We start from the raw sequence: 17583 nt of genomic DNA on the forward strand, positions 1-17583 counted from the left end.
CAAAGGAATCCGTTCCCCACGAACCCGCGGGGGACGGGGTTGTGCATCATGCACTGGCTTTTAGCACACTGTTGAGTTCTCAAGAAACGGACGCGTGCTCTGCGGCCCCGTGAGACGATCTCCCGTGAGCCCTCCAGGGCGTTACTTCCGCTTGTCTATCTTATCAGGCTTGGGAGGTTTGTGGCAAACCGTCCCGATCCTGGTGGTTCGTCCCCCTTCGGGGACAACCCTTGGACCTTACCCGAATGTCCGGTACGCACCAAACCACGCCAGTACGCCCGATCTTCCGGGGAGAGGTTGAGGGTGAGCAGGGCTCCTCGGCCCCGCAGGAAGAAACATTAGCACCCTCATCGGGATCATTGGCCGCTTCCCCGGTAACAATGAGGTCTACCCATGGTGCAGAGACTCCAAACGCCACCGGGGGCCGCACGCTTCCGCCGGCCGCGGCGCCGTGGGAGCGGATCGCTCCCACGGCGATCTGCGCAGGTCAGAGCGGTAGCGGACGCCGCACCCCCACTGCGCGGGGTCAGAGCGGTAGCGGACGCCACGCCCCGACTGCGCGGGGCCCGGCAGCGGGACGGCCATCGTGCCCTGAGCGCGGGTCAAGCCCGGCGGTGAAGACGGCGACCTGGCAATGACCCGCCCGCGAACCGCCCGCGAACCGGCCGTGCCCCGGCCGGGACCCGGCTGTGCGGGTCAGGCCGGCGGCAGGGCGGCGAGCTGGGCCTCAAGCCGGGCGATGTCGGCCTCGGCCTGGGTGGCGCGGGCGCGGACCTTGGCCACGACGTCCTCGGGGGCCTTTGCCATGAACTGCTCGTTGCCGAGCTTGCCCGCCGACTGGGCCGCCTCCTTGCGCGCGGCGGCGAGGTCCTTCTCCAGCCGCTTGCGCTCGGCGGCGACGTCGATGGCCCCCGCGGTGTCGATCTCGACCGCGACCGTGCCCACGACCACCCGGGCCGTGGCGTTGAAGCCGTCGCCCGCGGGATCGAGGCGGAGCAGCGTACGGATCGCCGGCTCGTGCGCGGCCAACGGCGTGCCTGCCAGCGCCAGGCGGGCGGCGACCCGCTGGCCCGGCTTGAGCCCCTGATCGGAGCGGAACCGGCGGACCTCGGTGACGAGGTGCTGCACCGCGCGGATCTCCTCCTCCGCCTCCGGCGCGTCGTACCGGGAGTCGGCGACCGGCCAGCTCGCGACCACGATGGACTCGCGCCCGGTGAGCGCCCGCCACAGCTCCTCGGTGACGAACGGGATCATCGGGTGCAGCAGCCGCAGCAGCGCGTCGAAGACGTGGCCGAGGACCAGGCGCGTGTGGTCGAGCCCGGCGGCGAGCTGGATCTTGGCCAGCTCGACGTACCAGTCGAAGACCTCGTCCCACGCGAAGTGGTACAGCAGGTCGGCGACCTTGGCGAACTCGAACTCCTCCGACGCCTCGTCCACCGCCCTGATCACGGACTGCAGCCGGGACAGGATCCAGCGGTCGGCGGCGGTCAGGCCGGTGTCGGGCAGCTCGCCCGCGACCGTGGCGCCGTTCATGAGCGCGAAGCGGGTGGCGTTCCAGATCTTGTTGCAGAAGTTCCGCGAGCCGGCCGCCCACTCCTCGCTGATCGCCACATCGGAGCCGGGGTTGGCGCCGCGCAGCAGCGTGAAGCGGGTGGCGTCGGCGCCGTAACGCTCGATCCAGTCGAGCGGATCGACGACGTTGCCGAACGACTTGGACATCTTCTTGCCGAACTGGTCGCGGACCATGCCGTGCAGCGCGACGACCCGGAACGGCGGCTCGCCGTCCATGGCGTACAGGCCGAACATCATCATCCGGGCCACCCAGAAGAACAGGATGTCGTAGCCGGTGACCAGGACCGAGGTCGGGTAGAACCTGGCCAGCTCCGGGGTCTGCTCCGGCCAGCCCATCGTGGAGAACGGCCACAGGCCGGAGGAGAACCAGGTGTCCAGGACGTCCGGGTCCTGGACGTAGCCGGCCGGGGGCTCCTCGTCGGGGCCGACGCACACGACCTCGCCACCCGGGCCGTACCAGACCGGGATGCGGTGCCCCCACCAGAGCTGGCGGGAGATGCACCAGTCGTGCATGTCATCGACCCAGTCGAAGTAGCGCTTGGCCATCTCGGGCGGGTGGATGCGGGTACGCCCGTCGCGCACCGCGTCGCCCGCGGCCTTGGCCAGCGGCGAGACGTTGACGAACCACTGCAGCGACAGCCGCGGCTCGACCACGGTCTTGCACCGCGAGCAGTGGCCGACGGAGTGCAGGTAGGGACGCCGCTCGTGCACGATGCGGCCCTCGGCGCGCAGCGCCGCCACGACCGCCGGCCGCGCCTCGAACCGGTCGAGCCCTTCGAACGGCCCGTGGGCGGTGATGACGCCGCGCTCGTCCATGATGGACAGCGACGGCAGCGAGTGGCGGCGGCCGATCTCGAAGTCGTTGGGGTCGTGGGCCGGGGTGACCTTGACCGCGCCGGTGCCGAACGCCGGATCGACGTGCTCGTCGGCCACGATCGGGATGCGCCGCCCGGTGAGCGGCAGCTCGACCTCGCGGCCGACCAGGTGCGTGTAGCGCTCGTCGGAGGGGTGGACCGCCACCGCGGTGTCGCCGAGCATGGTCTCGGCGCGGGTGGTGGCCACCACGATCGCGTCGTCGCCGTCGCCGTAGCGGATCGAGACCAGCTCGCCCTCGTCCTCGCTGTGCTCGACCTCGATGTCGGACAGCGCGGTCAGGCAGCGCGGGCACCAGTTGATGATGCGCTCGGCGCGGTAGACGAGCCCGTCGTCGAACAGCCGCTTGAAGATGGTCTGGACGGCCCGCGACAGGCCCTCGTCCATGGTGAACCGCTCGCGCGACCAGTCGACGCCGTCGCCGAGCTTCTTCATCTGGCCGAGGATGCGCCCGCCGGACTCCTCCTTCCACTGCCAGACGCGCTCCACGAACGCCTCGCGGCCGAGGTCGTGCCGCGACAGGCCGTCCTTGGCGATCTCGCGCTCCACGACGTTCTGGGTGGCGATGCCGGCGTGGTCCATGCCGGGCAGCCACAGCGTCTCCATGCCGCGCATGCGGGCGCGGCGGGTGAGCGCGTCCTGGATGGAGTGGTCGAGCGCGTGGCCGATGTGCAGGGAGCCGGTGACGTTGGGCGGCGGAAGCACGATCGAGTACGGCTCGCGGTCGCTGCCCGGGTCCGCCCGGAAGTACCCCTCGGATACCCAGCGCTCGTAGCTCCGGGTCTCGACGTCGGCGGGCGTGTACTGGGTTGGCAGCTCTGGCGTCGTCACGTGACGATTCTAGGGCCGGGCCGCACCCGTTCCGTATCCGTTCGAGCGCGGGGCGGATCACGCGTCGCGCGCGCCCCGGCATGCGAACGGCCGGCGGTGATCGTCACCGCCGGCCGGTTCAGGCGTGTTCGCGCGCCCGTCAGGCGGACTTCTCGCGGGGCGCGCGCTGCTGCTTGGCCTGGAGCTGGTCGCGGGGCACCAGGGTCGGGTAGACGTGTTCGAGCACCGAGGCCCGGTCGATGATGACCCGGGCGACGTCCTGCCGGCTGGGCACCTCGTACATCACCGAGAGGAGGACCTCCTCCAGGATCGCGCGCAGGCCGCGCGCGCCGGTGCCGCGCAGGATCGCCTGGTCGGCGATGGCCTCCAGCGCGTCGGTGCCGAACTCCAGGTCGACGTTGTCCAGCTCGAACAGCCGCCGGAACTGCTTGACCAGCGCGTTGCGCGGCTCGGTGAGGATCTGGATCAGGGCCTCGCGGTCGAGGTTGTGCACGCTGGTGATGACCGGCAGGCGGCCGACGAACTCGGGGATCATGCCGAACTTGAGCAGATCCTCGGGCATGACGTCGGCGAAGATGTCGGAGGAGTCGATCTCGTCCTTGGAGTGCAGGATCGCGTTGAAGCCGATCCCCTTCTTGCCGACCCGCGACTCGATGATCTTCTCCAGGCCGGCGAACGCGCCACCGCAGATGAACAGCACGTTGGTGGTGTCGATCTGGATGAACTCCTGGTGGGGGTGCTTGCGCCCGCCCTGCGGCGGCACCGATGCGGTGGTGCCCTCCAGGATCTTCAGCAGCGCCTGCTGCACGCCCTCGCCGGAGACGTCGCGGGTGATCGACGGGTTCTCGCTCTTGCGGGCGATCTTGTCGACCTCGTCGATGTAGATGATCCCGGTCTCGGCCTTCTTGACGTCGTAGTCGGCGGCCTGGATCAGCTTGAGCAGGATGTTCTCGACATCCTCGCCGACGTAGCCGGCCTCGGTGAGCGCGGTCGCGTCGGCGATGGCGAACGGTACGTTCAGCATCTTCGCCAGCGTCTGCGCGAGCAGGGTCTTGCCGGAACCCGTCGGCCCGAGCAGCAGGATGTTGGACTTGGACAACTCCACGCCGTCGTCGCGGCCCCGGTCGCCTGACTGCACCCGCTTGTAGTGGTTGTAGACCGCCACCGAGAGCGCCTTCTTCGCCTTGTCCTGACCGATGACGTAGGCGTCGAGGAACTCGTAGATCTCCCGCGGCTTGGGCAGATTGTCCCACTTGAGCTCGGAGGACTCGGAGAGCTCCTCTTCGATGATCTCGTTGCAGAGATCGATGCACTCATCGCAGATGTAGACGCCGGGTCCGGCGATGAGCTTCTTGACTTGCTTCTGGCTCTTTCCGCAGAACGAGCACTTGAGCAGGTCTCCCCCGTCGCCGATGCGTGCCACCCCAGATACTCCTTTGCGTGGGACCGCCCTGCTGCCGCGGTCCGTTTCTTTCGCCCCCGGCCCGATACCGGGTGCGAAAAGTCATCCCGCTCAGGTTTCGACGTTACCGTCTTCCGGGCCCTCAGTGAGCCCCCTAGCGGCGAGTCGCACCGGAACGTGCCCAATTGGGCACCGTTCCGGTGCGCACGATCCGTCAGCTCGCGACCGCTTGAGCGCGCTTCTTCCGCGACGGAATGATGTCGTCTACCAGGCCGTACTCCTTCGCCTCCTCGGCGCTGAGGATCTTGTCGCGCTCGATGTCGCGACGGACCTGGTCGGCGGTCTTGCCCGAGTGCCTGGCCACGATCTCCTCCAGGAGCGAGCGCATCCGCAGGATCTCGCGCGCCTGGATCTCGATGTCGCTCCCCTGGCCGCCGCCCTCGGTGGAGGGCTGGTGGATCAGGACGCGGGCGTTGGGCAGCGCGAACCGCTTGCCCGGCGTACCGCCGGCGAGCAGGACCGCGGCGGCGGAGGCCGCCTGGCCCAGGCACACCGTCTGGATCTCCGGCCGGACGAACTGCATCGTGTCGTAGATCGCCGTCATGGCGGTGAAGGAGCCGCCCGGCGAGTTGATGTAGATGCTGATGTCACGGTCGGGATCGAGCGACTCCAGCGTCAGGAGCTGGGCCATCACGTCGTTGGCCGACGTGTCGTCGATCTGCACCCCGAGGAAGATGATGCGGTCCTCGAAGAGCTTGGTGTACGGGTTCATTTCCTTGATCCCGTATGTCGTCCGCTCGGTGAACGACGGGATCACATAGCGGCCGTTGATGTCTCCCGGCCGGATCAGCTCAGTCACCTTTCGCCCTTTCAGGAGACGGCACCGCTGGAGGGCACCTGCCGCGCGCTGCGCACCACGTGGTCGATGAAGCCGTAGTCCTTGGCCTCGTCGGCGGTGAACCAGCGGTCGCGGTCGGAATCCTTCTCGATCTGTTCGAGCGGCTGGCCGGTGTGGTAGGCAATACGCTCGGCCAGGGTCTTCTTCACGTAGAGCATCTGCTCCGCCTGGATGGCGATGTCGGCGGCGGTTCCGCCGATGCCACCGGAAGGCTGGTGCATCATGATGCGGGCGTGGGGCAGTGCGTAACGCTTGCCGTGGGCGCCGGCGCAGAGCAGGAACTGCCCCATCGAGGCGGCGAGGCCCATGGCGACGGTGCACACGTCGTTAGGCACATACTCCATCATGTCGTAGATCGCCATACCTGACGTCACCGAACCGCCCGGCGAGTTGATGTACAGGTAGATATCGCGTTCGGAGTCGTCGGCCGCAAGCAGCAGCAGCTCCGCGCAGATTCGGTTGGCGATCTCGTCGTTGACCTGGGAGCCCAGCACGATGATGCGCTCGCGCAGCAGCCGCTGATAAAGCTGGTCTTCGAGCCGGAACGAGCCGTTGGGCTGGCTCGACGAGGCGGGCTCGAAGCCGTTCGGCTGGTAGAGGGTCGGCGGGCTGGTCACAGCGTCACCTTCCGATGCGTCGTAAACGATTGGCTTTGCCTGTGACCCTAACGCCCGTCGTGGACCTGACATGCCCCCTCCGAGGTGCTGTTCGCTGTCGGCGCAGGTAGGTCCCCAAGGGGTTTGAGGACCGCCGGCCCGTACAGCCCCACGCTAGACCGGCCAACCGCACCAAGCCCCTTCAACCCCGAAAACTCCCCACGCTCAACCGGCATTCACCGTCAGGCCCCCGGTTCCAGATCTTTGGGACAAGCTTTCGCGATAGGCGGGACCGCGCTTGCCCCACCATGACCAGCCCTTGGCCCGCCCCTCCCGGCCATCGAGAAGCCCCGCTCATCCTCAGCGACCGGCGCAAGGTCCGTGTCGCCCGGGCGGGGCGTAGCGCGGTACCGGAGGCGCGGGGCCATACGTGCGGGGCGCAGCCCGGTCTCTGGAGGCGGCGCGGGCGCCGGCGGGCGGCAGACGGCCGGAGCACGGCGCGATGCCGAAGCGCGGGACGGCACGCGGGCAACACGCGGCGCGAGCCGGGCACAGGGCGAGCGCGGGCGTGACGTAGCCCGGGGCGAAGGCGCGGGCGTGACGTAGCGCGGTACCGGAGCACGTGCGGGCGCGGCGTGGTCTCTGGAGGGGCCCGGTGCCAGAGCGCCACCATTTCACGACGCCACACTTCTACCAGGGGAAACTTTCACACCACTCCTGTCAGTGCCATTCGGCCATACGCCGGCGCTTGAGGGCTGGGCGCATGCATGCGCCGGGCGGGATGCGGGCCCAAGGTGCCCGTGCGGGGGCCCAGGGCGCGGGCACGGCGCCCTGCGCCGAGGCGGCGGGGGAGGCTGAGGGCGGGGTGGGCGGCGCGCGACCACACGGACGGGAGCGGTACGCCGGCGCGCTGTGGACGAGCGGGGCATGGATGGCGGCGCGCCGTCGGGGGCGGGTGCCACGCGGACCGGGACACGGTGCGCAGCGCGGTAGGGGCAGGCGAGCCGGGCGTGGATCGCGACGGGGAGGCGGACGCGCGTGTACATGCCGGTGTCTGCGACGCCTGTCGCGGGCCCGCGCCCCGCGTGAGGCTGCAAGCGCACCGCCGCCACCGTCTCTCGTTCAGGACGTCGATGCCCCCAACGCGTACGCCCCCGTCGCGAGGCTGCGACGGGGGCGTACGGTGACGCGGTGAGCCGAAGAGGTGGCGCCGGCGTGCCTACTCGGCGGGCTTGTCGGTCGCCTGCTCCTCGGACGGCGCCTCGGCGGACTCGCCCTCGGCCGGAGGGTTGATCTCGGCGTAGATGGCCTTGAGGTCGACCTCGTTGCCGTTCTCGTCGACGACCTTGGCGGCGTCGCCGAGGACGGTCTTGGCCTTGTCGCGGACGATCTCGACCATGGCCAGCGTGAGCTGGTCGTTGTCGGCGAGGTGCTGGGCGAGGGTGTTGGGGGCCACGCCCAGCTCCATGGCGCGGCGGACGACGAAGTTGGTGAGCTCCTGCTCGGAGACGCCGAGGTCCTCCTGCTTGACGATCTTGTCGAGCACGAAGCCGGTCTTCAGCGCCTTGGCGGCGGTCTGCTCGAACTCCTGGAAGCGCTCCTCTTCCGTGGTCTGGTAGAGGCGGAAGAACGCGTCGCGGCTGAGGCCGCTGTCGGCGATCTGGTGCTCAAGGTTGTGCTTGCGCGCGTCGATCTCGGTCTTCAGCGCGCTGTCGGGCAGCGGGATGTCGATCTGCTCCAGGAGGGCGTCGAGCGCCTTGTCGCGGGCCTCCATGACCTGCTGCACGATCTTGTTGCGGCGGACCTGCCCGCGCAGGCTCTCGCGCAGCTCCTCCAGCGTGTCGAACTCGCTGGCGAGCTGGGCGAAGTCGTCGTCGAGCTCGGGGAGGACCTTCTCCTTGACCGACTTGACGGAGACCGTGATCTGGGCCTCCTCGCCCGCGTTCTGGCCGCCGACCAGCTCGGAGGTGAAGACCTTCTCCTCGCCCGCGGACATGCCCTCCAGGGCGGCGTCGAGGCCCTGCAGCACCGAGCCGGCGCCGACCTCGTACGACACCTCGCTCGCCTGCTGCTCCTCGATGTTCTTGCCGTCGATGGACGCGGCGAGGTCCATGACGACGTAGTCGCCCTTGCGCGCCGGGCGCTCGACGCCGGTGAGGGTGGCGAAGCGCTGGCGCAGGGAGTCGAGCTGCGCGTCGATGTCGGCGTCGGAGACCTCGGCCGTGCTGACCGTCACCTCGATGCCCTGGTAGTCGGGGAGGTCGAAGTTGGGCCGGATGTCCACCTCGGCGGTGAACTCGACCTGCTGACCGTCCTCGATCTTCGTGACCTCGATGTCCGGCTGGCTGACCGGGAAGATGTCGCTCTCGTCAACGGCCTGGCCGTACAGCTTCGGGACCGCGTCGTTGAGCGTCTCCTCCAGCACCACTGCGCGGCCGAAGCGCTGCTCGATGATGCGAGCAGGGACCTTGCCGGGGCGGAAACCGGGGACGCGCACCTGCTGCGCGACCTTCTTGTACGCCGCCTTCATGCTTTCGCCGAGTTCCTCGAACGGTACCTCGACGGTGAGCTTCACCCGGGTCGGGGTGAGCTCCTCGACAGCGGTCTTCACGGGGTGGTCTCCTTGATCAAGCTTCGAGTGATCGCGGGCGCGTCAAGTCGTGTACGGCTACCGCGGCAAGCGCGCCGCGCCCACATGTGCGGCGCTGATCACAACCATCTGGACATGCTCGAAAGTGGCGCGTGTCCAGCGCCGCCCGCCAGTCTAAGGCAGATGAACACATCTGGACGACGAAGCTACCGTCAGATCTCCTTCATGATCTTCAGGAGAATGGCCACGGTCTCGTCGGGCGTGGTGCTCACCGCGCACAACCGCTCCATGACCTCGCTGTAGCGGTCGACCTCCTCGCGCTTGTCGAGATACAGCGCGCTGGCGAGCTGCTCGACGTACACGACGTCGGGAAGCTCGGGGTCCTGGAAGCGCAGGATGCTGAACGCGCCGCCCTCGGCGCTGTGCCCGCCGAAGCTGAACGGCATCACCTGGATGGTGATGTTGGGCTGGCGCATGAGGTCGAGCAGGTGCTCGATCTGCGCCCGCATCACGTCGGCGCCGCCGATGGGCCTGCGCAGGGCCGCCTCGTCGATGACCGCCCAGAAGAACGGGCCGCCCCCGCCGTCGAGCACGCGCTGACGCTCCATCCGCAGGTCGACACGCCGGGAGATCTCGTGCGAGCTGAGGCCGGCGGCGCCGGCGGTGATCACCGCGCGGGCGTACTCCTTCGTCTGCAGCAGGCCGGGGATGAACTGCACCTCGTACGTGCGGATGCGCGAGGCCGCCTCCTCCAGGCCGACGTATGCCTGGAACCACGACGGGAGCAGGTCGTTGAAGCGGTGCCACCACCCCGGCTCGTTGGCCTTGAGCACGAGTTCCATGACGGGCATGCGCGCCTCCTCGTCCTCCACGCCGTACAGGGTGAGGAGGTCGGCCACGTCGCGCTCCTTGAAGCCGACCCGGCCGAGCTCCATCCGGCTGATCTTGGATTCGGAGCCGCGGATGAGGTGGCCGGCCTCTTCGCGCGAGATGCCCTTGGCCTCCCGCAACCGGCGCAGTTGGGAGCCCAGGAGGATGCGCAGCGCCGTGGGACCTGCTCCCGGCTGAGTCTGCGTCACGTCGCCTCCCTCTCGCTTGGGCCAGCGGACACAGTGTCACCACTTCCGGCCGCTATGACAAGGTCTCAACCTCGTGTCCGATTCGCAAGCCGGAAGTCGTAACCGCCCATGCGGTTGCACAATGCAGGTGCACGTGCATTTGGGTCTTGCAGCGGACGTAAGCGGTGACCCATGATGGCCTAGTGCATATTGGGCTAATGGTGCACTAGTCCGTAAATCGGCAACGTTACGGAGATGTCAACATGGGACCGGGAGGGGTCGGCCGGATGGTGGATGAACCGGTGTCCACCGCTGACCGCCTGCAGATACAGCGGCGACTCGGCTTCGCGGAACTGCTGTACGCGCGGGCGTCCGACACGGCGACGTGCCCCCTCCCGCCGCAGGCCGACTCGGTGAAGCTGGCCCGTGACGTCACCCGGAACACGCTGCGGAACTGGGGCCTGAACGACCTCGGCGACGACGCCGCCCTGGTGGTCTCGGAGCTGGTCACCAACGCCGTCCGCTATGCGATGTGCCCCCGCGGCACCAGCGGCGAGCTGCCCATCACGCTGATGCTGCTGCGCCTCATGCCGCACGTGCTGCTCGCCGTGGCCGACCCGAGCGACGAGGCTCCGGTGCCCAAGGAGCCCGACTTCATCTCCGAGAACGGCCGCGGCCTGTACATCGTGGAGACCTACAGCCAGCGCTGGGGCTGGGACCGGCTGGAGAACGGCGGCAAGGCCGTGTGGGCGCTGTTCGGCGGCGACGGCTTCGTGACGGGGCCGGGCCAGGCCGGCGCGGCCGGATGACACGTATGTAATAAGGACAGCGGCGGCGGACCTTACGGCCCGGCCGCAACCGTCCACCCCTGGCGTGTCCGAGCCGAACCCGGGCCAGAGCCGAACCCGGGCGGGACCTGGGACCGGGATGGGACCGGGACCGGACGGGCCGGTCCTGGACCACTGGTCGGGGCGGCGGGATTTGAACCCACGACTTCGTGCACCCAAAGCACGCGCGCTACCAAGCTGCGCCACGCCCCGCTGGCGCCGGGTACGCAAGCTCCCGCGAACTCCGGTACGCTTACGCCCTGACGACCGGAAGAAGTCTAGACCAGACCACGACCGGCTCGCGCGGACGTAGCTCAATGGTAGAGCCCCAGTCTTCCAAACTGGCTACGCGGGTTCGATTCCCGTCGTCCGCTCCACCAGGCGAAAAGGCCAGGTCATCCGGGATTCCGGACCCTGGCCTTTTCGTCGCTTTATCGGCTTTTGTCCAAATTTGCCGTCTGGCTCGATTACGCGGAGTCTCCCTCCAGGAGGTTCACATGAGCGAACGCGTGGCCGGTCCCGAAGAGCGTTTCACGGCGATCGCGGAGGAACTCCTCACGCTGGCGGGCGTGACCCAGACGGCGAGCGTGTACGACGCGCGGCCCGGGTTCGGCTCCTCGGCGCTCAAGGTGGGCGGCAGGATCTTCGCCATGCTGGTCCGGGGCGGCCTGGTGGTGAAGCTGCCGAGCCGGCGGGTCGAGGAGCTGGTCGCCGCGGGCGCGGGCGAGCGGTTCGACCCCGGTCACGGCCGGCCGATGCGCGAGTGGCTGGCCGTGGCGCCGTCCGCCGCGGAGGACTGGCTCGCCCTGGTGCACGAGGCCCGGGAGTTCGTCGCGGCCTTGGCCTGACCTCGCCTGCACGTGCATCGCCCTCCACGGCCGCCGGGCCGGGAACACGCGGGGACGGCCCGGGGTTTGCGCGGGGTGGAGGACGAGCGAGGAGGCGCGTCATGGGCGACTACGGACGGGCGCTGGAGTTCGGGTACTTCCTGGTGCCGGCGGCGGGCGATCCGCTGCTGGAGCGGGCCAGGCTGGCCGATGATCTCGGGCTGGACCTCATCGGGGTGCAGGACCATCCCTACCAGCGGCGATACGTCGACACGTGGACCCTGCTCACCATGATCGCGGCGGTGACCGGCCGGATCAGGGTGTTCCCCGACGTGGTCAGCCTGCCGCTGCGTCCCCCGGCGGTGCTGGCCAAGTCCGCCGCCAGCCTGTCGCTGCTCAGCGGCGGCCGGGTGGAGCTGGGCCTGGGCGCGGGGGCGTTCTGGGAGGCCATCGAGGCGTACGGCGGCGCGCGGCGGACGCCCGCGCAGGCCCTGGCCGCGCTCGACGAGGCGATCACGGTGATCCGGAAGGTCTGGTCGGGCGAGCGCAACCTGCGGTTCGAGGGCGAGCACTACCGCCTGGCCGGGGCACACTCCGGGCCGGTGCCGCCGCGGCCGATCGAGTTGTGGCTGGGCGTGGGCGGGCCACGGGCGCTCGCGCTGGCCGGGGCGCGGGCCGACGGGTGGCTGCCGTCGTCCACCTGGGCGACGCCGGAGCGGCTGCCCGAGCTGATCGCGCGCCTGGACGAGGGCGCCGTGGCGGCGGGCCGCGACCCGCGCGACGTCCGCCGCCTCTACAACGTCAACGGCGCGATCACCGAGCCCGGCGGCCCCTCGGCGGGCTTCCTGAACGGGCCGCCGGAGCAGTGGGCGGACGAGCTGACCGACCTGGCCCTCGGCTACGGGCTGGACACGTTCGTCCTGTGGCCCGAGGGCGACCAGGAGCGGCAGCTCCGCCGTTTCGCCGAGGAGGTCGTGCCGGAGGTGCGCGAGCGCGTCGCCAAGGAACGCGAGGGCTGAGCATTACGGCTCGCCGAAACACGTTACGGATCGCGGATTGACCGGAAAGACTTACACGGAGTCACCGGGCCGGGGTCTTACCGTGACCCTCCCGGAGGCCGACACTGGGTTGATCTGACGGACTCCCCGTAGACGTGGAGGCACGGTGAGCGAAGCGACCAGAGTGCTGCTCGACGAGTCACGGATTCCCCGCGCGTGGTACAACATCGTGCCCGACCTGCCCGCCCCGCCGCCCCCGCCGCTGCACCCGGGGACCCGCGAGCCGGTCGGGCCCGAGGACCTGGCGCCGCTGTTCCCGATGGACCTGATCGCGCAGGAGGTGAGCGCCGAGCGGTTCGTCGCGATCCCCGACGCGGTGCGCGACGTCTACCGCCTGTGGCGGCCGACGCCGCTGATCCGGGCGCGGCGCCTGGAGCGCGCCCTCGGCACCCCGGCCAGGATCTACTACAAGTACGAGGGCGGCTCCCCCGCCGGCTCGCACAAGCCCAACACGGCGGTGCCGCAGGCGTACTACAACGCCCAGCAGGGCATCCGGCGGCTGACCACCGAGACCGGCGCCGGGCAGTGGGGCTCGTCGCTGGCGTTCGCGTGCGCGCAGTTCGGCCTGGAGTGCGAGATCTGGATGGTGCGCGCGTCGTACGACCAGAAGCCGCACCGCCGCTCGCTGATGCAGGTCTACGGCGCGACCGTGCACGCCAGCCCGTCGCCGGTGACCAAGGCGGGCAGCGCGATCCTGGCCGAGAACCCCGACTCCCCCGGCAGCCTGGGCATCGCGATCAGCGAGGCGGTCGAGGTCGCGGGAGGCGCCGACGACACCCGCTACGCGCTGGGCTCGGTGCTCAACCACGTGCTCATGCACCAGACCGTGATCGGCGAGGAGGCGCTGGAGCAGCTCGCGGCGTTCGGCGAGACGCCCGATCTGATCATCGGGTGCACCGGCGGCGGCTCCAACTTCGCCGGGCTGACGTTCCCGTTCATCCGGGAGAAGCTGGCCGGGCGGATCTCGCCGGAGATCAGGGCGGTGGAGCCGGCCGCGTGCCCGTCCTTCACCCGCGGCAGGTACGCCTACGACTTCGGCGACACGGCCGGGTTCACCCCGCTGCTGAAGATGCACACGCTGGGGCACGGCTTCGTGCCCGACCCCATCCACGCGGGCGGCCTGCGCTACCACGGCATGTCGCCGCTGCTGTCGCACATGTACGAGCTGGGCATGTTCCAGGCCGTGGCCAAGGGCCAGCGCGAGTGCTTCGAGGCGGGCGTGCGCTTCGCGCGCACCGAGGGGATCGTCCCGGCGCCCGAGCCGACCCACGCGCTCGCCGAGGCCATCTCCGAGGCGCTGCGCTGCAAGGAGACCGGCGAGGAGAAGGTGATCCTGACGGCGCTGTGCGGCCACGGGCACTTCGACCTGAACGCCTACGACCGCTACCTGTCGGGCGCGATGGAGGACTTCGAGCTGCCGCAGGACCGCATCGAGGAGGCGCTGGCGACGCTGCCCGGCGTCTGAGTCCCGTCCCGCCCCTCCCCAAGTGCGACAAATCACAATTTTCGGGTGCTTGTCAGCGTTCCACCGGCTTCAGGAAGATCGATCTTTACTATGCTCGTTCCTGAGCAGCCGGTGGCGTCCGCCACCTCGCGGGACGGCCGGCTCCGCACAGCGTCGTGCGCGGCGGGCGCGTCAGGCCCGCGAATCAGGGAGGGGCGGGAGCAGGGTGAGCGCATTCGACGGCGGCGCGGCCGGCCGCGGCCTGCCCCGGGCCGCACACCCGGCCGGGGCCGTCGAGCACGTCACGTCGCACGCCGGGCGGGACGACGGCGAATGACCGCCTACTTCGTCGTCAACCCGCCCTCTCCCGATCGCAAGCGGCTCGGCAGCCCGGCCTCCACCAAGGAACAGCTCGCGCTGCTCAACGAGGCGAGCCGGAGGATCGGCAGCACCCTCAGCCTGAGCCAGACCGGCCGGGAGCTGACGGACGTCGCGGTGCCGCGCTTCGCCGACGCCGCGGACGTGCTGGTGCACGACCGGCTGGTCACCGAGGGCGAGTTCCCCGCCCGGCCCGCCGACGGGTCGGCGGTGGTGCGCCGCATCGCGCTCGGCACCAGCTCGCGCGCCGACGACTACCGCGCCGCGTTCCCGATCGACGAGGTCGCGGTCTACCCCTCCTGGTCGCCGTACGCGCGGTGCGTGGCCACGAGCCAGCCGATCCTGTACCCGCGGATGGACGCGATGACCGCCAGGGAGCTGGCGATCCTGGCCAAGCGCGACGTCGTGGGCGCCCTGCTGGAGGACAGCTCGTTCCTCGTGGTGCCGTTGCAGGCCAGGGGGCGGGTGCTGGGCTTCGCGGTGTTCACCCGCTCGCCCGACAGCTCCCCGTTCCATGAAAAGGACGTGCAGCTCGCCGAGGAGCTGGCCGCGCGCACGGCGCTGTGCCTGGACAACGCCCGCCTGTACGACCGCGAGCGCCGCACCGCGCTCACCCTGCAGAGCAGCCTGCTGCCGACCGACCTGCCCGCGCCGCCCGGCCTGGAGATCGCCTCGCGCTACCTGCCGGCCAGCGACCTGACCGGGGTCGGCGGCGACTGGTACGACGTGATCCCGCTGCCCGGCCACCGTACGGCCCTGGTCGTGGGCGACGTGATGGGGCACGGCACCCGGGCGGCGGCCACGATGGGCCAGCTCCGCACCGCCGCCCGCACGCTGGCCAGCCTGGACCTGCCGCCCAGCGAGGTGCTGTTCCGGCTGAACCGGATGACCCAGGACCTGGATGCCACCCAGATCGCGACCTGCGTGTACGCGACGTACGACCCGATCACGCACTCCTGCGCCATCGCCCGCGCCGGGCACGTGCCGCCGGTGCTGCTGCGGCCCGACGGCAGCACCGAGCTGATCGAGCTGCCGCCCGGCCTGCCGCTGGGCATCGGCGGCGACCCGTTCGAGATGCGCCAGTTGACGCTGCCGCCCGGCAGCGTCCTGACGCTCTACACCGACGGCCTGGTGGAGAGCCGCGACCGCGACCTGGACTCCGGCATCCGCGACCTGCGCCGGCTGCTGGAGTACTCCCACCAGGACCTGGAAGACCTGTGCGACGCGACCATCGCCACCCAGCGGCCGGGCGACGAGCGCGACGACATCGCGCTGCTGCTGGCCCGGGTGCGCGACCTGTCGCCGTCGGAGTACGTGACCTGGACGCTGCCGTTCGAGGCGCAGTCGGCGGCCGAGGCGCGCCGGCTCGTACGGGCGACGCTGCGCGCGTGGGGGCAGAGCGCGATCCTGGACGTCACCGAGCTGATGGTCAGCGAGTTGGTGGCCAACGCGGTCAACCACGGCACCGGGCCGATCGAGCTGAGCCTGCTGCGCGGCGCCACGCTGCTGTGCGAGGTGGCCGACCGAAGCCCGCAGCGGCCGGTGCGCTGGGAGCCCGAGGCGGACGACGAGGCCGGGCGGGGCCTGAACCTGGTCAACCGCTTCTCCTACCGCTGGGGCACCCGGCCCACGGCCACCGGGAAGATCGTGTGGTGCGAGGTGCGCCTGCCCTGATCCGGGGGAGCCGGATCATGATCATGGCGAGATAACGTGTACCGTACATAGGTCTTGCCTGCATCGTGCCGAGAGGTCCTGGTTTGGCCGTGACATCCGTGCGAAGACCCGGCGTGCTCGTCGTCGTCCTCTCGCTGTGCGGGATCGTCGTATCCCTGATGCAGACCCTGGTCATCCCCCTCATCCCCGATCTCCCGCGCCTGCTCGACACGACGCCGGCCAACGCCTCCTGGGTGGTGACGGCGACGCTGCTCGCCGCGGCGGTGTGCAACCCGGTCAGCGGCCGGCTGGGCGACATGTACGGCAAGCGGAGGATGATCCTGCTCTCGCTGGCCATGATGGTCGCCGGCTCGGCGATCTGCGCCCTGACCAGCTCGCTCGGCCTCGTGGTGTTCGGCCGGGTGCTGCAGGGCTGCGCGGTCGGGGTGATCCCGCTCGGCATCAGCATCATGCGCGACGAGCTGCCGCCGCGCCGGCTCGGCTCGGCGATGGCGCTGATGAGCGCCACGCTGGGCGTGGGCGGCGCGATCGGCCTGCCGCTGGCCGCCTTCGTGGCCCAGCGCGCCGACTGGCACGCGCTGTTCTGGCTGTCCGCCGCCGTGGGCGTGCTCAACCTGCTGCTGGTGCTGTTCCTGGTGCCGGAGTCGCCGGTACGGGCCGGGGGCCGCTTCGACCTGCCCGGAGCGCTCGGCCTCACCGCGGGGCTGGTCTGCCTGCTGCTCGCGGTGTCCAAGGGCGGCGACTGGGGCTGGGGCAGCCCGCTCACCGTCGGCCTGTTCGCCGGCGCGGCCGTGATCCTGCCGCTGTGGGCCTGGGCCGAGCTGCGCATCCGCGCGCCCCTGGTGGACCTGCGCACCACGGCCAGGCGGCCGGTCCTGCTCACCAACCTGTCGTCGGTGTGCGTCGGGTTCGCGCTGTTCGCGATGTCGCTGATCCTGCCGCAGGTGCTCCAGGCCCCGCCGGAGACCGGTTACGGCCTGGGCCTGTCGCTGCTGGAGACCGGGCTGTGCCTGGCCCCGAGCGGGCTGGTCATGATGATCCTCTCCCCCGTCTCCGCCCGCGTGTCGCGGCGCTGGGGCCCCAAGACCGCGCTGGTGGGCGGCGCAGCGATCATGGCCCTCGGGTACGCCGCGAGCATCGGCCTGCTGGCCTCGGCCTGGCAGGTCGTGCTCGCCACCATCGTGATCTCGGCCGGGCTCGGCCTGGCCTACTCCTCGATGCCCGCACTGATCATGGGCTCGGTGCCCACGACCGAGACGGCCGCCGCGAACGGGCTCAACGCGCTGATGCGCGCGATCGGCACCTCCGTCTCCAGCGCGGTGATCAGCGTGGTGCTGGCGCAGCTCACGCTGGGCCCGGCGCCCTCGCTCACCGGCCTGCGGGTCGGCCTCGCCCTGGCCGCGGGCGCGGCCCTCGCGGGCCTGCTCATCGCCATCGCGATCCCCCGCCCCGGCCGCGGCGCCCCGAGCGTGGCCACCGGCGCGGCGACGGATGCGGGCACGCACGCCCACGCGGACACCGACGCGGACCGGGCCGCCGCCAAGCGCGTCTGACG

At 70.4% G+C, this 17583-nt stretch carries 12 protein-coding genes and 2 tRNA genes; 7 read left to right on the plus strand and 7 right to left on the minus strand.

Going from position 1 to position 17583, the window contains the following annotated elements; genetic code table 11:
• Positions 1–696: 696 nt before the first annotated feature.
• From HNP84_RS29450 to HNP84_RS29475, 6 genes are all read right to left on the minus strand, one after another.
• Positions 697–3276 carry a valine--tRNA ligase gene (locus HNP84_RS29450; protein WP_185053200.1) on the minus strand — a complete coding sequence of 860 codons (2580 nt, stop codon included), beginning with the start codon at positions 3274–3276 and terminating at the stop codon, positions 697–699.
• Positions 3277–3415: 139 nt separating this feature from the next.
• Positions 3416–4699 carry an ATP-dependent Clp protease ATP-binding subunit ClpX gene (gene clpX, locus HNP84_RS29455; RefSeq protein WP_185053201.1) on the minus strand — a complete coding sequence of 428 codons (1284 nt, stop codon included), beginning with the start codon at positions 4697–4699 and terminating at the stop codon, positions 3416–3418.
• A 193-nt stretch (positions 4700–4892) separates the two neighbouring features.
• Positions 4893–5537 carry an ATP-dependent Clp protease proteolytic subunit gene (locus HNP84_RS29460; RefSeq protein ID WP_185053202.1) on the minus strand — a complete coding sequence of 215 codons (645 nt, stop codon included), beginning with the start codon at positions 5535–5537 and terminating at the stop codon, positions 4893–4895.
• Positions 5538–5548: 11 nt separating this feature from the next.
• A complete protein-coding gene (locus HNP84_RS29465; protein ID WP_185053203.1) occupies positions 5549–6193 on the minus strand; it encodes a ClpP family protease in 645 nt (214 codons plus the stop codon).
• Between the two features lie 1198 nt (positions 6194–7391).
• Entirely contained in the window at positions 7392–8783 is a 1392-nt protein-coding gene (gene tig / locus HNP84_RS29470) for a trigger factor (RefSeq protein WP_185053204.1), read from the minus strand.
• Between the two features lie 191 nt (positions 8784–8974).
• Positions 8975–9841: a Sco1979 family transcriptional regulator gene (locus tag HNP84_RS29475; RefSeq protein WP_185053205.1), complete on the minus strand. Its 867-nt coding sequence runs from the start codon at positions 9839–9841 to the stop codon at positions 8975–8977.
• A 281-nt stretch (positions 9842–10122) separates the two neighbouring features.
• Here HNP84_RS29475 and HNP84_RS29480 point away from each other — a divergent pair, with 281 nt between their 5' ends.
• A complete protein-coding gene (locus HNP84_RS29480; protein WP_312925953.1) occupies positions 10123–10629 on the plus strand; it encodes an ATP-binding protein in 507 nt (168 codons plus the stop codon).
• A 154-nt stretch (positions 10630–10783) separates the two neighbouring features.
• Here HNP84_RS29480 and HNP84_RS29485 read toward each other — a convergent pair.
• Positions 10784–10860 (minus strand) — tRNA-Pro (locus HNP84_RS29485).
• A 90-nt stretch (positions 10861–10950) separates the two neighbouring features.
• Between HNP84_RS29485 and HNP84_RS29490 the strand changes: the two genes are divergently transcribed.
• The 6 genes from HNP84_RS29490 to HNP84_RS29515 all read left to right on the plus strand — a co-directional run bounded on the left by HNP84_RS29490 (position 10951) and on the right by HNP84_RS29515 (position 17581).
• Positions 10951–11024, plus strand: a tRNA-Gly gene (locus tag HNP84_RS29490).
• A gap of 120 nt (positions 11025–11144) precedes the next feature.
• Positions 11145–11495, plus strand: a complete 351-nt coding sequence (locus HNP84_RS51390) for a TfoX/Sxy family protein (protein WP_221336907.1) — start codon at positions 11145–11147, stop codon at positions 11493–11495.
• A 101-nt stretch (positions 11496–11596) separates the two neighbouring features.
• Positions 11597–12493, plus strand: coding sequence for an LLM class flavin-dependent oxidoreductase (locus HNP84_RS29500; protein ID WP_185053207.1), 897 nt, complete (start codon positions 11597–11599; stop codon positions 12491–12493).
• A 145-nt stretch (positions 12494–12638) separates the two neighbouring features.
• Positions 12639–13997, plus strand: coding sequence for a TrpB-like pyridoxal phosphate-dependent enzyme (locus HNP84_RS29505; protein ID WP_185053208.1), 1359 nt, complete (start codon positions 12639–12641; stop codon positions 13995–13997).
• A 312-nt stretch (positions 13998–14309) separates the two neighbouring features.
• Positions 14310–16028, plus strand: a complete 1719-nt coding sequence (locus HNP84_RS29510) for an ATP-binding SpoIIE family protein phosphatase (protein WP_185053209.1) — start codon at positions 14310–14312, stop codon at positions 16026–16028.
• An 89-nt stretch (positions 16029–16117) separates the two neighbouring features.
• On the plus strand, positions 16118–17581 hold the full coding sequence (locus HNP84_RS29515; protein ID WP_312926078.1) for an MFS transporter: 1464 nt from the start codon (positions 16118–16120) through the stop codon (positions 17579–17581).
• Positions 17582–17583 lie beyond the last annotated feature (2 nt).

The sequence above is a fragment of the Thermocatellispora tengchongensis genome, assembly GCF_014202315.1.
GTDB classification, from domain to species: domain Bacteria; phylum Actinomycetota; class Actinomycetes; order Streptosporangiales; family Streptosporangiaceae; genus Thermocatellispora; species Thermocatellispora tengchongensis.